Origin of the sequence: Oceanococcus sp. HetDA_MAG_MS8 (assembly GCA_019192445.1) — a bacterium.
Taxonomy (GTDB): domain Bacteria; phylum Pseudomonadota; class Gammaproteobacteria; order Nevskiales; family Oceanococcaceae; genus MS8.
In genome coordinates this window covers 250,921-266,549 of sequence record JAHCMK010000003.1, presented here as the reverse complement: position 1 = coordinate 266,549, position 15,629 = coordinate 250,921, and the positions used below count along the sequence as shown (strand labels likewise).

General features: G+C 59.0%; 17 protein-coding genes. 4 read left to right on the top strand and 13 right to left on the bottom strand.

What is annotated here, in order from left to right; genetic code table 11:
• Window positions 1-48: 48 nt before the first annotated feature.
• The 4 genes from KI787_07055 to arsS form a co-directional block, all read right to left on the bottom strand.
• On the bottom strand, window positions 49-342 hold the full coding sequence (locus KI787_07055; GenBank protein ID MBV6629705.1) for a hypothetical protein: 294 nt from the start codon (window positions 340-342) through the stop codon (window positions 49-51).
• 21 nt (window positions 343-363) lie between these two features.
• Window positions 364-1,377 carry a sodium-dependent bicarbonate transport family permease gene (locus tag KI787_07050; protein ID MBV6629704.1) on the bottom strand — a complete coding sequence of 338 codons (1,014 nt, stop codon included), beginning with the start codon at window positions 1,375-1,377 and terminating at the stop codon, window positions 364-366.
• A gap of 317 nt (window positions 1,378-1,694) precedes the next feature.
• Window positions 1,695-2,678, bottom strand: coding sequence for an MBL fold metallo-hydrolase (locus KI787_07045; GenBank protein MBV6629703.1), 984 nt, complete (start codon window positions 2,676-2,678; stop codon window positions 1,695-1,697).
• A gap of 25 nt (window positions 2,679-2,703) precedes the next feature.
• Window positions 2,704-3,666, bottom strand: a complete 963-nt coding sequence (gene arsS / locus KI787_07040; protein MBV6629702.1) for an arsenosugar biosynthesis radical SAM protein ArsS — start codon at window positions 3,664-3,666, stop codon at window positions 2,704-2,706.
• Window positions 3,667-3,855: 189 nt separating this feature from the next.
• Here arsS and hemB point away from each other — a divergent pair, with 189 nt between their 5' ends.
• Window positions 3,856-4,863 carry a porphobilinogen synthase gene (gene hemB, locus KI787_07035; protein ID MBV6629701.1) on the top strand — a complete coding sequence of 336 codons (1,008 nt, stop codon included), beginning with the start codon at window positions 3,856-3,858 and terminating at the stop codon, window positions 4,861-4,863.
• Entirely contained in the window at window positions 4,860-5,660 is an 801-nt protein-coding gene (aroE, locus tag KI787_07030) for a shikimate dehydrogenase (protein MBV6629700.1), read from the top strand. Before hemB ends, aroE begins: the two co-directional genes overlap by 4 nt.
• A 115-nt stretch (window positions 5,661-5,775) precedes the next feature.
• On the opposite strand, the gene tatC is transcribed toward aroE, so the two are convergent.
• The 9 genes from tatC to dtd form a co-directional block, all read right to left on the bottom strand.
• On the bottom strand, window positions 5,776-6,573 hold the full coding sequence (gene tatC / locus KI787_07025; protein MBV6629699.1) for a twin-arginine translocase subunit TatC: 798 nt from the start codon (window positions 6,571-6,573) through the stop codon (window positions 5,776-5,778).
• The gene (gene tatB, locus KI787_07020; GenBank protein ID MBV6629698.1) at window positions 6,533-6,808 is read right to left on the bottom strand and encodes a Sec-independent protein translocase protein TatB; all 276 of its coding nucleotides are present in this window, start codon (window positions 6,806-6,808) and stop codon (window positions 6,533-6,535) included. The genes tatC and tatB overlap by 41 nt, the downstream gene beginning before the upstream one ends.
• A 24-nt stretch (window positions 6,809-6,832) precedes the next feature.
• Window positions 6,833-7,102: a twin-arginine translocase TatA/TatE family subunit gene (tatA, locus tag KI787_07015; protein ID MBV6629697.1), complete on the bottom strand. Its 270-nt coding sequence runs from the start codon at window positions 7,100-7,102 to the stop codon at window positions 6,833-6,835.
• 5 nt (window positions 7,103-7,107) lie between these two features.
• A complete protein-coding gene (locus tag KI787_07010; GenBank protein MBV6629696.1) occupies window positions 7,108-7,785 on the bottom strand; it encodes a bifunctional phosphoribosyl-AMP cyclohydrolase/phosphoribosyl-ATP diphosphatase HisIE in 678 nt (225 codons plus the stop codon).
• Window positions 7,782-8,555, bottom strand: coding sequence for an imidazole glycerol phosphate synthase subunit HisF (hisF, locus tag KI787_07005; GenBank protein MBV6629695.1), 774 nt, complete (start codon window positions 8,553-8,555; stop codon window positions 7,782-7,784). Before hisF ends, KI787_07010 begins: the two co-directional genes overlap by 4 nt.
• A complete protein-coding gene (gene hisA / locus KI787_07000) occupies window positions 8,552-9,289 on the bottom strand; it encodes a 1-(5-phosphoribosyl)-5-[(5-phosphoribosylamino)methylideneamino]imidazole-4-carboxamide isomerase (protein ID MBV6629694.1) in 738 nt (245 codons plus the stop codon). The genes hisF and hisA overlap by 4 nt, the downstream gene beginning before the upstream one ends.
• A gap of 2 nt (window positions 9,290-9,291) precedes the next feature.
• Window positions 9,292-9,942, bottom strand: coding sequence for an imidazole glycerol phosphate synthase subunit HisH (gene hisH / locus KI787_06995; GenBank protein ID MBV6629693.1), 651 nt, complete (start codon window positions 9,940-9,942; stop codon window positions 9,292-9,294).
• A 49-nt stretch (window positions 9,943-9,991) separates the two neighbouring features.
• Complete coding sequence (hisB, locus tag KI787_06990) at window positions 9,992-10,585, bottom strand: imidazoleglycerol-phosphate dehydratase HisB (GenBank protein ID MBV6629692.1); 594 nt, start codon at window positions 10,583-10,585, stop codon at window positions 9,992-9,994.
• Window positions 10,586-10,774: 189 nt separating this feature from the next.
• Window positions 10,775-11,212, bottom strand: coding sequence for a D-tyrosyl-tRNA(Tyr) deacylase (gene dtd, locus KI787_06985; GenBank protein MBV6629691.1), 438 nt, complete (start codon window positions 11,210-11,212; stop codon window positions 10,775-10,777).
• A 986-nt stretch (window positions 11,213-12,198) separates the two neighbouring features.
• On the opposite strand from dtd, the gene KI787_06980 reads away from it, so the two are divergent.
• A complete protein-coding gene (locus KI787_06980; protein MBV6629690.1) occupies window positions 12,199-13,293 on the top strand; it encodes a TRAP transporter substrate-binding protein in 1,095 nt (364 codons plus the stop codon).
• A 98-nt stretch (window positions 13,294-13,391) separates the two neighbouring features.
• A complete protein-coding gene (gene uvrD / locus KI787_06975) occupies window positions 13,392-15,605 on the top strand; it encodes a DNA helicase II (protein ID MBV6629689.1) in 2,214 nt (737 codons plus the stop codon).
• The last annotated feature ends 24 nt before the right edge of the window (window positions 15,606-15,629 follow it).

Here is a 15,629-nt window from a genome sequence, read left to right as displayed (position 1 = left end):
CTGCGCTAAGGATCTCCTTATCAACACGAGGCAGTTGCGAATACCAACTTAAAGCCACTGCCCCTCGGTCACAAGGCAGAGTCCACCAAAACGCTTGAGTAGCGGTTGCACCATCGTCACGATAGCAGTGACCATCGCCTCTTGATCGGTGGCAATGATGAACACGCAATTTTCATCGGTATCCGTGACATCGTCGGCTCGACGCGGCCCCCGATCGCCACAGCCGCCGGCATTGAAGATGACGGTGTAGCCACTCACCGATAAGGCCTCTAGGGCATCGGCAATGCTGCGCTGCTGGGAGCGCTCAATCACAATTTCGATGCGTTTGCAGGGCTTGAGCATGGTACGAAATTCTCCTCAGGCCTAACTCACGGCGCCCGAAACTAAGCGGATCGCATGATGAAATAACGGAATGCCGACCAGAATATTAAAGGGGAAGGTAATCGCAAGAGCCATCGTGAGATACATCCCCGGATTGGCTGCGGGTAGAGCAAGCCGCATAGCTGCCGGTACCGCAATATAGGATGCACTTGCCCCAAGAATAGTCAGTAACAGGGCATCCCCTTCTGGCAAACCAGCCAGTGTAGCCACAGTCAAGGCCACACTACCGTTGATAAGCGCCAGTCCAATGGCAAAGACAACCAGGAGCGCCGGTGACAACGGTCGCGCACCTTTGACAGGCTGCAGCACATCTTTCAGGCGCCGCGCCGCGACCAAGCCCATATCCAACAAAAAGATGCACAGCATCCCCACAAATGGCGCTTTGACGAAAGGCTTGAGCTGCGCCATGCCGTCCTCGCCACTCAGCCAGCCGATGACTAAGGCCCCCAGAATCAGCACGACTGATCCGTTGAGCAGGGCCTCATGCAAGATGCCTCCAGCCGACAACTGCTCAGGACTTTGCGCAGGCCGACTAGCGGCATTGGCACGCCGGTAGAGATACAACCCCACAGCAATTGCCGGAGCCTCCATCAGCGCCATCGCGGCAACGAAGTAGCCTCCCCATGGCACCGACAGACTGTCAAGGTAGTTGGTCGCGGTCACGAAGGTCACTGCACTGATGGACCCATAGGTGGCAGCAATCGCTGCGGCATTCTCGCTGGAGACGAAACGGCGGACGATAAAGAACACATAAACGGGTACAACGGCGGCAAGCATCAATGCCGCGCCCAGCGCCACCAATACCTCGCTAGACAACCCGCTGCCGGAGAGGGCAACGCCACCTTTGAAGCCAATCGCAAAGAGCAAATACAAGGAGACAGCTCTGGCAACGGGGTTGGGAATGTCTAAATCGGAGCGCGCCAAAGCCGCGAAGAGGCCGAGAAAAAAGCACAACAGCGGAGGCGATGTGAGGTTGGTCAGAAAAACACTGGTCATGACGCGGCCACCATCACCATTGTCTGTGTAGGCCCCTGAATCCCCATACTGCTTCGACATGGAGCTTTGTGGTGAAGGTGAAGCAATACAAGCGGCCAACAACCCGCGCCCTGGATTGAGGACGGGGTGAAAGCGCTCCAACGGTAAAAATGGTTGTGCCGCATCAGACGATGTTTCCCTCCAAAGCACAGGGCAGTGATATGCCATGCGAGTCACCCGGACTCTAGTCGAAGACGGGTCTGAGAGCGAATCTCAGATGGACTATGAGGGCCCACTCCGGGCCAATATAAGAAACTCGCAGCTGCGCTAGGGGAGTCCTAGTCATGCGGGGATGCGATGGGAACGAGGACGGGGTCACCTGCCGGCAGGGTAGCAATGCGCAGCTGCGGCCTTTGCTGTCGCATCACTTGGAAAAACTGCGGCAGGTCTACGACCAGGGGCATGGGGCGCACCTGCGGTCCGAAGGGTTCCAGGAAGTTATCCCAGTGCAAGGGGATCAGCGTGTGAGCGCCGCTGGCGTCGACCACTTCACGCAGGTAGCTGGTCCAGTCCTCGACGAGTGCGACCCCAAGCAAAAGCACATCAGCGTTGATGGCCGCTGCCGCCAAACGGCCGGGGATAAAGCCAGCACTGCCATGGTGCAGGATCGTTCCATGCGGGTGTTCAATGAGAATGCTCCACACTTGTCCCAGCTTGTAGGCGGCATAGCCTTGTGGGGGGACCAGAGGCTGCTCGATGTCGCCGCTGGGGTAACCTCCCGTAGCCCCGGCGTGAGCGCTGGGGATGAAACGCAGCCGAAAATCGCCGACGGCGTAGGTCTGCTCCGGCCGCACGCGAATCTGCTGCTCCGCAGCCAGGCCTGCGCCCTCGCCTATGCGCATCACGGAAGGCCCGCCATAGAGCTTTGCGGCGTAGCGCTGGGCCATAACTCCCGCGTCCATAGAGTGATCGTAATGGGCATGCGAGACCAATACCGCATCCACATCGGTCATACCCGCGCGCGCCAACCCCGCTGCGATGGCCTCGGGATCCGGCTGCATGGCTTGGTTCAGAGCCAGCTTCACCAGGCCCTCAGGGCGGCTGTAAAACGGGTCTATGGCCAGGGTCGTCTGGCCGTCGGTGAGGAGCAGGGATGAGACGCCGCCCCAGGCCATCGTCAGACCCGTTGCAGAGCGGGGGGACTGAGGCTGGAGCAGCGCGTCGGCGTAGTGACTTTTACTGCTCGGCCAGTGCCATAGGACCAAGATGGCCGCCATGAGCAGCAGCGTCAGGCTCAGCAGAGCACGCACAAGCTTCATCATCGGTTTAAAGCCTTGAAGGTTGGATCTACTTCAGCGCGCCACCACAACTGGAGCCCTGCCCCGCGGTACAGCCATAGCAATGCTCTGCTGTGGTAATGGGTTGGCCAGCCAGTTCTGCCTGCTGCAGATCCTGCAGATGCCAACGCCGGCCACGCGCTGCCCCCAGCTCCAGGCCCAGCATTTGATTAAAGTCGCAGTCATACACATAGCCCTGCCAGTCCACACTGAGCATGTCCCGGCACATCACCCCCTCCAGGTTTTCCGGGCGATAACTATCGCGTAGCAATGCCAGATAAGCATCGAACTCTCCGCGGGATAACAAGGTGGAGCCAAAGCGCTGGATCGGCATATTAGTGAGTGCAAATAACTGGCTGAACACGATGCCATATTGACTCTGCAAGTGAGCTTTGTAGTCGGCCTCTAAAGCGGCCTGCGGCGGCGGCAAACTGGGTCCCTGCGGGTTGTATACCAATGTGAGCGTCAGCCCGGAGCCCTCCTGGCCATAGCCCATATCGTTGAGACGGCGGAGCCCGGCCAGTGAGGCTCGAAAAACACCACTGCCACGCTGAGCATCCACATTATCTTCGAGATAACACGGCAGCGAGGCCACCACCTCCACTTGCTGCTCGGCCAGAAATTCAGCCACCCAGGCATAGCCTGGCTCTTCGAAAATGGTGAGATTACAGCGGTCGATGCAATGCACCTCGTACTCGCGAGCCGCCCGAATCAGGTCGCGAAAGTGCGGGTTCATTTCCGGCGCACCGCCGGTCAGGTCTAATTGCCGTACCAGATGATGGTCAAGAAGAGCTAATGCGGCTTGCATGGTCTCCCAGTCCATCAACTCCTTGCGCTTGGGGCTGGCGTTCACGTGGCAATGCAAGCAGGCCTGATTGCACAGATAGCCCAAATTCATCTGCAAGGTATGCAGCGTCCGGCGCGTAATGGCAGGAAAGCTGCTGGGTTGCAGGTGCGGCAAAGTATCGCGCATGCGGTCTCCGGGGCGGCGGCATTGAGGCCCTCACCATAAACAGCCCGGCGGCACATGACCACCACCCGCGAATTGCTCAGGGGAAGCGTTCTTGGCGACGCTCGCTACAGAAGTCCTCCCGCAGCACAAAGCCGGGGCCCAGCCGCGCTAGACTACGTGGCCCTGCTGTTGCCCATCGCCATCGCTTTTATGACCGAAGCCGCCTCCTACCCACATCTTCGTCTACGGCGCTGGCGCGCCTCTGCGGGCCGCCGAGCGCTTGTGCGTGAGCACAGCTTGCAGGCTGCAGATTTGATTTGGCCAGTATTCATAACCGCGCAAGAAGGCCGCGTCGCGGTTCCCACACTCCCCGGCGTGGAACGACTGGGCCCTGAGGCCCTGCTGGAAGTGGCCGGGCGCGCCGTGGAGCTGGGGATACCCGCCATCGTGTTATTCCCAGTGATTGACACCCATTTGAAAACGGAAGACGCTGGCGAAGCGGTGAATGCTGAGGGCCTGGTACCCCGCAGTGTGCGAGCCCTGAAGGCGGCTTATCCAGAGCTGTTGGTGATCACCGACGTCGCCCTGGACCCCTACACCAGCCATGGCCAGGACGGTTTAATTGACGAGCAAGGTTATGTGCTGAACGACCAAACTGTGAGCTTGCTCTCACGCCAGGCTTTGGTGCACGCCCGGGCCGGCGCGGATATCGTGGCCCCTTCCGACATGATGGATGGGCGGGTGCGACGTATTCGCGAGGTGCTAGAGCGCGACCGCCTGCATAACACCCTGATCATGTCCTATGCAGCCAAGTATGCCTCCGGTTTTTATGGGCCCTTCCGCGATGCGGTGGGCAGCGCGGCGAATTTGGCGGGTGGCGACAAATATAGCTATCAGATGGATCCTGCCAATGGCGATGAAGCCTTGCGCGAAGTGGCGCTAGATTTAGCGGAGGGTGCCGACGCCGTGATGGTCAAGCCAGGCATGCCCTACCTAGATATTGTGCGCCGGGTGAAAACGGAGTTTGCCGTTCCCACCTTCGTTTACCAAGTTAGCGGGGAGTACGGCATGCTTAAAGCAGCGGCAGAGGCCGGCATGCTCGATGAGCGCGCCGCTGTGCTGGAAAGCCTCATGGCCATGAAACGTGCCGGTGCTGACGGCATCCTGACCTACTTCGCCCCTCAGGTAGCCCAATGGATTCGCGAGGACCTCGCATGAGCTATCGCTGCGGACTGATTGGCGATCCTGTTGCCCATTCCCTGTCACCCGACATCCATCAGCATTTTGCACAGGCCCTAGGCCTGCAGATGGATTACCGCAAGATTCACACGCCTGCAGCGGAGCTAAGTAGCACCATCGAACAGTTCTTTGCCGATGGTGGGCACGGTTTAAATGTGACCTTGCCGCATAAACAGGCTGTGATGGCCTTGTGCGACACGGTCGATGAGGCCGCCAAGCGCGCTGAATCGGTGAATACGCTGTGCCAGGAACCGCGTGGCCTGCGCGGCCTGAGCACCGATGGCCCCGGCTTGGTCGCGGACTTGCAGCGGCTCGGAGCCCCCTTAAAGGGAGCACGCATCGCGCTGATTGGCGCCGGCGGGGCAGCCAGAGCCGTGGTGGAACCTCTGCTGGCCGCAGCGCCGGCAGAGCTGGTCTGGAGCCATCGCAACCCGGTGAAGCTGGAGCAGCCCGGTGAGATATTCGGCGAACTTGGGCCCTTGCGCCTCTGCGCCAACCTCGCTCTCAAGGGCGATCAGTTTGATCTGGTGATTCACGCCACGGCTGCGGGCCATCAGGGCCTTGCCCCCATGCTTCCCAAACATCTGTTTGCTGCGGACGCCTGGGCCTATGACCTCAGTTACGGGGAGCCTGCACAGCCCTTCTTGGCGTGGGCGCAGTCTCAGGGCGCAAGCCGCTGCGTAGAAGGCTATGGGATGTTGGTGGAGCAAGCCGCCCTGTCCTTTGCTCAATGGACCGGGCAAACCCCGCCCACGCAAGGCTTGCATCGCGACTAGGACATAACAGCTCTGGATGCCCCGCTGAGCCAGCACCTCAGGGCTTTACTCAGTCTGCGTACGCAGCGGCTGTCATCCGGCTTGGCAGCCTCGGTCGCGCTTTACGACCAGCGGGCTAGCCCAGCTTGCCCGCTTTGCGCTGGGCATCGACCTCGGCCGAGCCCGGCACCATCCAACGCGCCGCAATAATGCCGAATTCGTAGAGCACATACACCGGCAACGCCAGCAGCGTTTGCGAGATCACATCGGGTGGAGTGAGCAGCATGCCGACGGTGAAGGCGGCTACGAGGATGTAGGGACGCTTCTCGCGCAAGGCGCCAGGCGTGGTGATACCGGTACGCACCATGAGCACAATGGCCACCGGCACCTCGAAGGCCGCGCCAAAGGCTAAAAACAACATGATGACGAAATCCAGATAACTCCCAATATCTGTCATCACCGCGACTCCTTCAGGGGCCACCGAGACGAAGAAGCCGAAAATCAGTGGGAATACCACAAAGTAGGCAAAAGCCATCCCCAGGTAGAACAGCAAGGTGCTCGACGCCAGCAAGGGAACCGCAAAACGTCGCTCGTGCGCGTATAAGCCAGGAGCCACAAAGGCCCAGATCTGCCATAGGGTCCAGGGCATAGACACGACCAAACTCAGCAGCAAGGCCAGTTTGAAGGGGGTGAGGAAAGGCGACGCGACTTGCGTGGCAATGAGGCTAGTGCCCTCTGGCATAACGGCCAATAAAGGGTCAGCCAGAACGCCAAATATCTCCTGGGCAAAAGGCAGCAGAGGCACCAAGCAGACGATCACGCCCAAAACCACCCGCAGCAGCCGATTACGCAGCTCCAGCAGATGTTCAATCAGCGGCTGCTCAGCCGCCGGCTCAGGTTTTTGGTTCTTGCCCGGAGGGTTTTGTGGACTCATCGCCATCTAGTTTGACTTGGGCATTCAGGGCCTGCCGGGTCTTTTCAATTTGCTCACGGATTTCGGCCTGTTGCACTTCGCGCTCAAGCTCCGTGGTCATCTGACGCATATAACTGCGCGCCCGCCCCATCCAATAGCCCATGGTGCGCGCCGCCTTGGGCAGGCGCTCCGGTCCTAAGACCAACAGGGCCAGGAGGAATAGCAGCAGTAATTCGGCAAAGCCGATATCAAACATAAGATCTGTCGCAGCGCCGTGTGATCAGACCCGATCTTTGGTCTTGGTTTCCGCACTTTGGCTGGACTCAGCCGCATCTTCGCGCAAAGACTCTGGCTGTGCATCAGCGTCGCTGTCGGCCTGCAGAGTGTCTTCAGACTTGCCGTCCTCGCCGTCTTTCATGGCGCCCTTGAAGCTCTTGACGGCCGAGCCCAAATCACCACCCAAGGTGCGCAGCTTTTTGGTTCCAAACAGCAGCACCACAATCGCCAACACGATCAGCAGCTGCCACACACTTATTCCACTGAGTCCCATAACAATCAGTTCTCCTTGCGAGCCGCTTTTTCAACCAGCCCAGATACTCCAGCACGCCGGGCCAGCTCGGCCTGGACGTCGTCCAAAGCAATAGTTTGCTCCTCGAATGCGACGATTAGGTGAAATAGCAGATCAGCGGCTTCAGAAATCACTCGATCCCGGTCGCCGGCGCTGGCCGCCAAGATGGTTTCCACCGCCTCTTCGCCCACTTTTTGCAGGATTTTCTCCCGCCCCTTGCTCAGCAAACTGGCCACATAGCTGCTGTCGGCAGGCTGACCGCGCCGGGAAGACACCGTCTGCTCCAGTCGCGCCAGCTCCGTTGGAGCTGCCATACGGTCCTCAACCAAAAGTCCCTGCTCGTTCACTCGGCGGTAAAAACAATCTCGGGCCCCGGTATGACACGCCGGCCCTGCGGGATCGGCCAATACCAGCAAACTATCACCGTCACAGTCGAGAAATAATTCACGGACCTGCAAGGTATTCCCGGAGGTTTCGCCCTTGACCCACAAGCTTTGCCGCGAGCGGGACCAAAAGGTCGCCCGCTGAGTTTGCTGGGTTTGCTCCAAGGCTTCGCGATTCATCCAGGCCTGCATCAGCACAACGCCGGTGCGCGCGTGCTGCACAATGGCGCTCACCAAACCTTGCTCATTCCAACGCACGGCTTCGGTGAGGGCTTCACTCACAGACGCACCTCAATACCACGCCCCTGCAAATAGGCCTTAGCGTCGTGCACGCTGTATTCGCGAAAATGGAAGATGGACGCAGCTAACACGGCATCGGCCTTGCCCACCGCAAGCCCATCCTCAAGGTCTTCCAGGCGTCCTACGCCGCCCGAGGCAATAATGGGCACGGTCACGGCATCGCTAATCGCCCGCGTGAGTTCTAGATCGAAGCCGCTGCGCGTCCCATCACGGTCCATGCTGGTCAAAAGCAGTTCGCCGGCCCCCTCTTCTACCATGCGCTGCGCCCATTCCACCGCATCCAAGCCCGCGTCTTTACGCCCGCCGTGGGTGAAGACATGCCAGCGAGGCGCTTCCTTACGCCGGTTCACACGTTTGGCGTCTATCGCAACCACGATGCATTGCTTGCCATAGAGATCCGAGGCTTCACGCACCACTTCGGGGTTTTCCACTGCGGCTGTGTTGATGGAGACCTTGTCGGCTCCGCTACGCAGCAAACGACGGACATCGTTCGGTGTACGCACGCCGCCACCGACGGTGAGCGGGATGCTGATCTCAGAGGCAACCTGCTCCACCACGGGGTAGAGAGTTTCACGCCGCTCAGAACTTGCGGTGATGTCCAGGAATACCAGCTCATCCGCGCCTTCAGCGTCATAGCGGCGAGCAATTTCAACAGGATCACCGGCGTCGCGAATGTCTTCGAACTTCACCCCTTTAACGACCCGGCCACGGTTAATGTCCAGGCAGGGAATGATGCGCCGAGCCAGACTCATCCGGCCGACTCCTGCAAGCGCTTCTGACATTGCTCCAGGTCCAATGCCCCCTCATAGAGCGCACGACCAATGATGGCCCCCATGACGCCATCATCTTTGAGCTGCATCAGCGTATCGATATCTTCGATACGGCTCACGCCGCCCGACAGGATCACCGGAATGGCGATGCTCTGCGCCAGTTCACGGGTGGCTTCCATGTTGATCCCCTCCATCATCCCGTCTTTGGCGATGTCGGTGAACACAATGGCCTCAACCCCATCCTGCTCGAAATGTTGGGCAAGATCGACAACGTCGTGCTGGCTGAGCTTAGACCAGCCCTCGGTGGCGACCTTGCCGTCTTTGGCATCGAGCCCAACGATGACCCGGCCAGGAAACTCCACACAAATGTCGCCCACAAAATGTGGGGCGGTCACGGCACGGGTCCCAATAATCACGTAACTGGCGCCAGCATCCAGCAGCGCTTCCACGTCATCCTCTTCGCGAATGCCACCGCCAACCTGAACCGGAATATCGCCAGCGGCTTCGCAGATTTTGCTCAGCGCCGACAAATTCACAGGCTCGCCTTTTGCAGCACCGTCCAAGTCCACTACATGCAGACGCTGCGCGCCCGCATCCAACCACTTCTGGGCCATTTTGACCGGGTCGGCGTCGAAGACTGTGACATCGTCCATACGCCCTTGTCGCAGGCGTACACATTCACCGTTCTTGATATCAATCGCTGGAATCAACAGCATGCTCATGCGTCCCCATCCCAATTCACAAAGTTCACCAACATCTGCAACCCGGCACGCCCACTCTTTTCAGGGTGAAACTGCGTGGCGAAGACCCGGTCACGAATCAAAACGCTACAAAAGCGGTCGCCGTATTCGGTGTTCCCGAGTACATGTTCTTCGTACCGGGGGCGCGCAAAGTAGCTGTGCACGAAATAAAACCAGCTGTCCTGATCAATACCGCGCAGCAAAGGGTGTTCGCGCTCGAAATGAACCCGATTCCAACCCATGTGCGGAACCTTGCGTCGGAATTCCTGCCCAGGTGCAAGCGGTGGCGGCTCGGGAAAACGGCAAACACGCCCTGGAAACACACCAAGAGCGTCGACACCATTGTTTTCTTCGCTGTACTCCAAGAGCACCTGCATACCCAGGCAAATTCCCATTAAGGGAACTTCGCCTAGCCGCTCGCGGACAAAATCGGTGAGCTCTAAGCGCTCCAGCTCGGCCATGCAATGGCGTACACCACCAACACCGGGGAGGACCAAGCGATCCGCCTTGGCCAGGCGGTCGGGGTCGTAGCTCAACTCCACGCGCCGATCAGGAGCAACACGCTCCAAAGCACGTGTTAACGAGTGGAGGTTACCCATTCCGTAGTCGATGATGCCGATAGTGGCCATGACGTTGGCTTACTCGCTTTGCATGTGTGGGGCGCTAGCGATAAAAACGCTACAAACTGCCCTTAGTGGAGGGGATGGCATCACGCTGACGTGGGTCCGGCGTGACAGCTTGCCGCAGGGCGCGGCCGAAGGCCTTAAAGATGGTTTCGGCCACGTGGTGGGCGTTGATGCCTTTCAGGTTATCAATATGCACAGTGACGGCAGCGTGGTTGACGAAACCTTGAAAGAACTCACGCAGCAAGTCCACATCAAAGTTTCCAATCCGCGCCCGCGGCCATTCCACTTCCATAAATAAACCGGGCCGCCCCGACAAATCCACCACGACGCTCGATAAGGCCTCGTCCAAAGGAATGGTCGCGGCGCCGTAACGAGTCAAGCCGCGCTTGTCGCCCCAGGCCTTAGCAAAAGCCTGCCCTAGAGTGATTCCCGTATCTTCTACAGTATGGTGATCATCAATCTCTAGATCGCCGACGGCTTTGATCTGCAAGTTAATCAGACCATGCCGGGCAATCTGATCCAACATATGATCCAAGAAGGGCACACCCGTGGCTATCTCGCGACTACCGTCGCCATCTAAATTGATCGCAATGTCGATTTGTGTCTCGCTGGTGTGGCGCGAGACCTGCGCCTGACGGGCAGTCATGTCGGGATAATCCTGTAGGGGGACGCTTAGGATACCGCTGTGCGGGTCGTGAAGTCACATTCACCCCCTGAGTCAGAGAAGCAGGCTTTGTGGCTGAAGCGCTGCAGTGGGCTTAGCTGGCACCACTGAACCGCAAAGGAGCATGCGCCACTTCAAGCGGCCGCGCACAATGCCGACCACCTCCTTGGCTCATAAATCGATAACCAAGGTAAACGGGCCGTCGTTCTCTAGTTCCACCTGCATATCTGCCCCAAATACTCCGCAGCCGACCCGCAGTGGCAGCGTTTTAGAGCGCTCGCATAATGCATCAAACAAGGGAGCGGCCTGGGCCGGAGGAGCAGCAGCGGTGAAGCTGGGACGACGGCCGCGCCTCGCATCCGCGTAGAGCGTGAAGTTGGGCACCAAGAGCAGCCCGCCCTGAATATCCAATAGTGACAGGTTCGTTTTGCCCGCCGCATCCGCAAATATGCGCAGGGTAGAGATTTTCTCCAGAGCTACGGGAATCAGATTCTCCCCATCCGTAGGAGCCACCCCCACAAGCACGACCAAACCCTGCTGCATGTGGTGGATGATCTGATGATCGATTCGTAGCTGTGCGTGCGTCACGCGTTGCAGGACTAGACGCATAAAGATGAACTCCCGGGCGCCGACACGCTCAGGCTGCAAACTCGAATCTGCGGCAAAGCAGGGAATTTCCTACAAGAAGGGTCGAGAGCCGTCGACATTTTTTTTACATTGTTTGCGAGATCATACTTCCAACGGCCAAGGAGTTGGCTGTTTGGCGGCCTAGCCGCCCGTTGCAAAACGGTTCTCCTCGCTTACTGTTGGGACAGGACGTCCCACGGCAAGCACCCCAAGGTTCTCCAGCCTGAATAGGCTATGTTAAAAACCCGGCGCACCCCGCCGGGTTTTTTTTGCCCGCTGTCAGCCGCGGGAGCGTAGGTCTAAGCCTCGATGTCGAAATGTCCTACAAAAATCATCGTAGGCCGTCGACATTTTCTTGACATGACCCAGGAGATACTAGGTCCAACAGTCACGGAGTTGACTGTTTGGCGGCCCAGCCGCCCGTTGCAAAACGGTTCTCCTCGCTTACTGGCAGGACAGGATGTCCTACAGCAAGCACCCCAAGGTTCTCCAGCCTGAATAGGCTAAGTAAAAAACCCGGCGCACCCCGCCGGGTTTTTTGTTGGTTCTTCACTCGCTTGTGCACCGGAGGTTCTAGCCGATGTACCAATGTGATGAAGCGACGATACCCGACTTTAGTCGGACTGCCAAGTCGTAAGTTTGGCCTACAACCGCATGCTGCGGCGATTTTACGCCGTAATGGAAGGAATTATTTCCACTGTGTAGGAACATTCCTACAAACAGTGTCGGCCACAGAGCAACACCAGCAAAAGAGGCAGTGGAATAATTTGCCCATCGAGCACGGAATGATCGATAGCAGCTTCGGTTGCACCGTCGTGAGACGTTCTCCGCTTTGCGGCTGCGCCAGGAAGGCCACGCAAAGCACCCAAGGTTCTCCAGCCTAGCATGGCATTAACCCGGCGCAAGACGCCGGGTTTTTTTTGGGCGGGTACACTCAAACCACTTGCATCATTCTTGGGGAGACAGCCATGCAACGCCGCGATATTTTGGGAATTGGTGCCGCCGCACTGGGACTGAGCGCGTGCAGTCCGCAAAGCACTTCTACACAAGCCTCGAGCAGCCCTTCCCAGCAACCAATACGCTGGAAGATGTACACCACCTGGCCGAGGAACTTTCCGGGCTTAGGCACCGGAGCTGCCTATTTGGCCGACACCATCACCCGCATGAGCGGCGGCCGCCTAGAGGTCAAACTCTACGGAGCTGGCGAGCGCGTCCCTGCCTTAGAAGTCTTCGACGCCGTATCCCGAGGGAGTGCGGAAATGGGCCACGGAGCGGCGTATTACTGGAAGGGCAAGGCCGCTGCCGCACCGTTTTTTACCTGCGTACCTTTTGGCTTTATTGCTGCCGAGCAAAATGCCTGGCTGGAGTTTGGCGGTGGCCTGGAGCTGTGGCGCGAACTCTACGACCAGTTCAACCTGGTGCCTTACGCCGCAGGCAACACCGGCACCCAAATGGGCGGCTGGTTTCGCAAACCCATTCAAAGCTTGGACGATCTGAAGGGCCTCAAAATGCGCATGCCCGGCCTTGGCGGTGAAGTTCTGGCGCGATTAGGCGTGGCGACCGTCAACATTCCCGGTGGCGAATTATTCACCGCCCTCTCCACGGGAACCATCGACGCGACAGAGTGGGTGGGGCCCTACAATGACTTGGCCTTTGGCCTGCATAAGGCCGCCAAGCATTATTACTACTCCGGCTGGCATGAGCCAGGACCGACATTAGAAGCGATCGTTAACAAAGACGCGTTGTCTGCCCTACCCGACGACCTCAAAGCCATCGTTGAAGTAGCTTGCCAGGCGACGAATGTACGCATGCAGAGCGAATATGTAGCGCGCAATCAACAAGCCTTGAACACCCTACGCAACGAACATGGCGTGCAGGTTCATGCCTGGCCCGATGAGATCCTAGGCGAGCTTCGCCAAGTCGCCGCCGAAGTCGTCGAAGACATCGCAGCCAGCGACGCCTTTGCTGGACGGGTATACGCCTCTTATCAAAAGTTTCGTGAGCAAGCTGTGGCTGCCACTCGCCTGGCAGAAGAACACTACCTACGCGCCCGGCAGCTTTGATTCTGAGCACGCAACAACCATAAACCCCTCCTCGACTCAGCCAACGCCAAGCGCCAACCGCTTGATACCATTAGCGGCCAGCTCCCTCGACCTGCTCCATGCTTGTAGATGATGACTTGTCTCCCATTCTGGATGGGCTGAACACGGCGCAAAATGCCGCGGTTACAGCACCACCGGAGCATCGGATGGTTCTCGCGGGGGCTGGGAGCGGGAAGACGCGGGTGTTGACGCATCGTATCGCCTGGCTGCTACAGGTGGAGAAGGTCTCTCCCTGGAGCATTTTGGCGGTCACCTTCACCAACAAAGCCGCCGCCGAAATGCGCAGCCGGCTGCGCGGTCTCATTGGTCAGAGCGCCGAGCAGATGTGGGTGGGCACCTTCCATGGCATCGCCCATCGCCTGCTCCGCCGCCACTGGGAGGTGGCCGGCCTACCGCAGTCCTTCCAAATCTTGGACTCGGATGACCAGCTACGCTTCATCAAGCGCCTGCTAAAAAACAGCAACCGTGACGAAGGGGCATTCCCACCACGCACGGTGATGAGTTACATCAACCGCAACAAGGAAGCAGGCCTTCGACCCGAGCATGTGGCCACCGAAGACAGCCTGGATTTAGCCGCCGAAGAACTCAAGGCGATCTACAGCGAATATGAAGATGCGCGCCTGCGCGCGGGAGTGGTCGACTTCGCAGAATTGCTACTGCGCGCCCATGAGCTCTGCCGCGATGAACCGGATATCCAGGCCCAATACCGGCGACGATTCCGGCACATTCTGGTGGACGAGTTTCAAGACACCAATGCATTGCAGTACGCCTGGCTGCGGGTGCTCGCAGGCCCCACAGGAAAGCTGTTCGCCGTTGGTGATGACGACCAATCCATTTACAGCTTTCGCGGCGCCCAGGTGGGCAATATGCTCAGCTTCGAGCGCGACTTCCCCGGCGCCGAGCTGATTCGCTTGGAGCAGAACTACCGCTCTACGGCCAACATCCTCGGGGCCGCTAATGGCCTGATCCGCGGGAATAGCTCGCGCCTGGGCAAAGATCTGTGGACCGACGCTGGCGAGGGCAGCCCGGTGCAGCTCTTTGCGGCCTATAACGACCACGAAGAGGTGGACTATGTTCTCGGCCGCATCCGCCAACACGTGGACGAAGGCGGACAACGGAGTGACTGCGCGATTTTGTACCGCTCCAATGCTCAGTCCCGGCTATTTGAGGAGCGCCTGGTACGCGAACGCATTCCCTACCGGGTCTACGGCGGCCTGCGCTTCTTCGAGCGGGCCGAAATTAAAGACGCCCTCGCCTATTTGCGGCTGCTCGACCTGCGTGGAGACGACGTTGCCTTCGAACGTGTCGTCAATCTGCCCACACGCGGCATTGGGGCGAGCACGCTGGACAAAATTCGCGCCCACGCCCGTGCCAATCAACTCAGCCTGTGGAAGGCCGCACAACATATGGCCAATCACGGCCTCGCCGCCAAAGCCGGACGGGCCGTGCTGGGCTTCTTGGAGCTCATCGAAAATCTTGACCAAAGCACCCGCGACCTCACACTACAGGAGCAAGTGAGCCAAGTTGTTGAGACATCCGGCCTGCTTGAACATCATGGCAAGCTCGGGAGTGAACGCGGTGAGGCCAAGCGCGAAAACTTGGAGGAGCTCGCCAATGCTGCTCGTGGCTTTGATGTCGCCGATCGCGGCGGCGATGAAGCCGACCTGCCTCCGCTCACAGCTTTTCTGACGCACGCTGCGCTTGAAGCCGGGGAGGCGCAGGGCGAAGCCTGGGAAGACTGCGTGCAACTGATGACCTTGCACGCGGCCAAGGGCCTGGAATTTCCACTGGTGTTTTTGGTGGGTTTGGAAGATGGACTTTTCCCTCATCAGCGCAGCGTTGAAAGCCCCGAGGGCATGGAGGAAGAGCGCCGTCTGGCCTATGTCGGCATGACGCGAGCCCGCCAGGAACTCCATCTATGCCATGCCGAGTCCAGGCTGCTGCATGGCAGCGTGATGCGCGCGCATCCTTCCCGCTTTTTGGCCGAAGTACCACGCGAGCACCTGCATGAGGTGCGGCCGCAAACCAGCTCCAGCCGGGGCATGGGCAGCATGGGCAGTGGCGAAGCGCCTCCCAGCTGGGCCCAGCAAACCGAAGTGCAGAGCCAATCCGGCACCTTGCGCGTGGGTATGGGTGTGCGCCATGCCCGCTTCGGTGAAGGCATTGTCTTAGAGCTGGATGGAGAGGGAGCGCGGGCCCGTGTTCAGGTGCAGTTCCGGGATGCGGGAGCCAAGTGGCTACTCGTAGAACTCGCGAAGCTCGAGCCGGCTTAGCTCGGCGGCATCAGCAGTAGGCGC

Excerpts from the sequence above, each read along its gene's own strand:
- KI787_07055 (MBV6629705.1), bottom strand. The coding sequence starts at position 342 with ATGCTCAAGCCCTGCAAACGCATCGAAATTGTGATTGAGCGCTCCCAG.
- KI787_07045 (MBV6629703.1), bottom strand. The coding sequence starts at position 2,678 with ATGATGAAGCTTGTGCGTGCTCTGCTGAGCCTGACGCTGCTGCTCATG.
- KI787_06980 (MBV6629690.1), top strand. The coding sequence starts at position 12,199 with ATGCAACGCCGCGATATTTTGGGAATTGGTGCCGCCGCACTGGGACTG.
- uvrD (MBV6629689.1), top strand. The coding sequence starts at position 13,392 with ATGCTTGTAGATGATGACTTGTCTCCCATTCTGGATGGGCTGAACACG.
- hisF (MBV6629695.1), bottom strand. The coding sequence starts at position 8,555 with ATGAGTCTGGCTCGGCGCATCATTCCCTGCCTGGACATTAACCGTGGC.
- tatB (MBV6629698.1), bottom strand. The coding sequence starts at position 6,808 with ATGTTTGATATCGGCTTTGCCGAATTACTGCTGCTATTCCTCCTGGCC.
- arsS (MBV6629702.1), bottom strand. The coding sequence starts at position 3,666 with ATGCGCGATACTTTGCCGCACCTGCAACCCAGCAGCTTTCCTGCCATT.
- aroE (MBV6629700.1), top strand. The coding sequence starts at position 4,860 with ATGAGCTATCGCTGCGGACTGATTGGCGATCCTGTTGCCCATTCCCTG.
- dtd (MBV6629691.1), bottom strand. The coding sequence starts at position 11,212 with ATGCGTCTAGTCCTGCAACGCGTGACGCACGCACAGCTACGAATCGAT.
- hisH (MBV6629693.1), bottom strand. The coding sequence starts at position 9,942 with ATGGCCACTATCGGCATCATCGACTACGGAATGGGTAACCTCCACTCG.
- hisA (MBV6629694.1), bottom strand. The coding sequence starts at position 9,289 with ATGCTGTTGATTCCAGCGATTGATATCAAGAACGGTGAATGTGTACGC.
- hisB (MBV6629692.1), bottom strand. The coding sequence starts at position 10,585 with ATGACTGCCCGTCAGGCGCAGGTCTCGCGCCACACCAGCGAGACACAA.
- KI787_07050 (MBV6629704.1), bottom strand. The coding sequence starts at position 1,377 with ATGACCAGTGTTTTTCTGACCAACCTCACATCGCCTCCGCTGTTGTGC.
- hemB (MBV6629701.1), top strand. The coding sequence starts at position 3,856 with ATGACCGAAGCCGCCTCCTACCCACATCTTCGTCTACGGCGCTGGCGC.
- tatC (MBV6629699.1), bottom strand. The coding sequence starts at position 6,573 with ATGAGTCCACAAAACCCTCCGGGCAAGAACCAAAAACCTGAGCCGGCG.
- tatA (MBV6629697.1), bottom strand. The coding sequence starts at position 7,102 with ATGGGACTCAGTGGAATAAGTGTGTGGCAGCTGCTGATCGTGTTGGCG.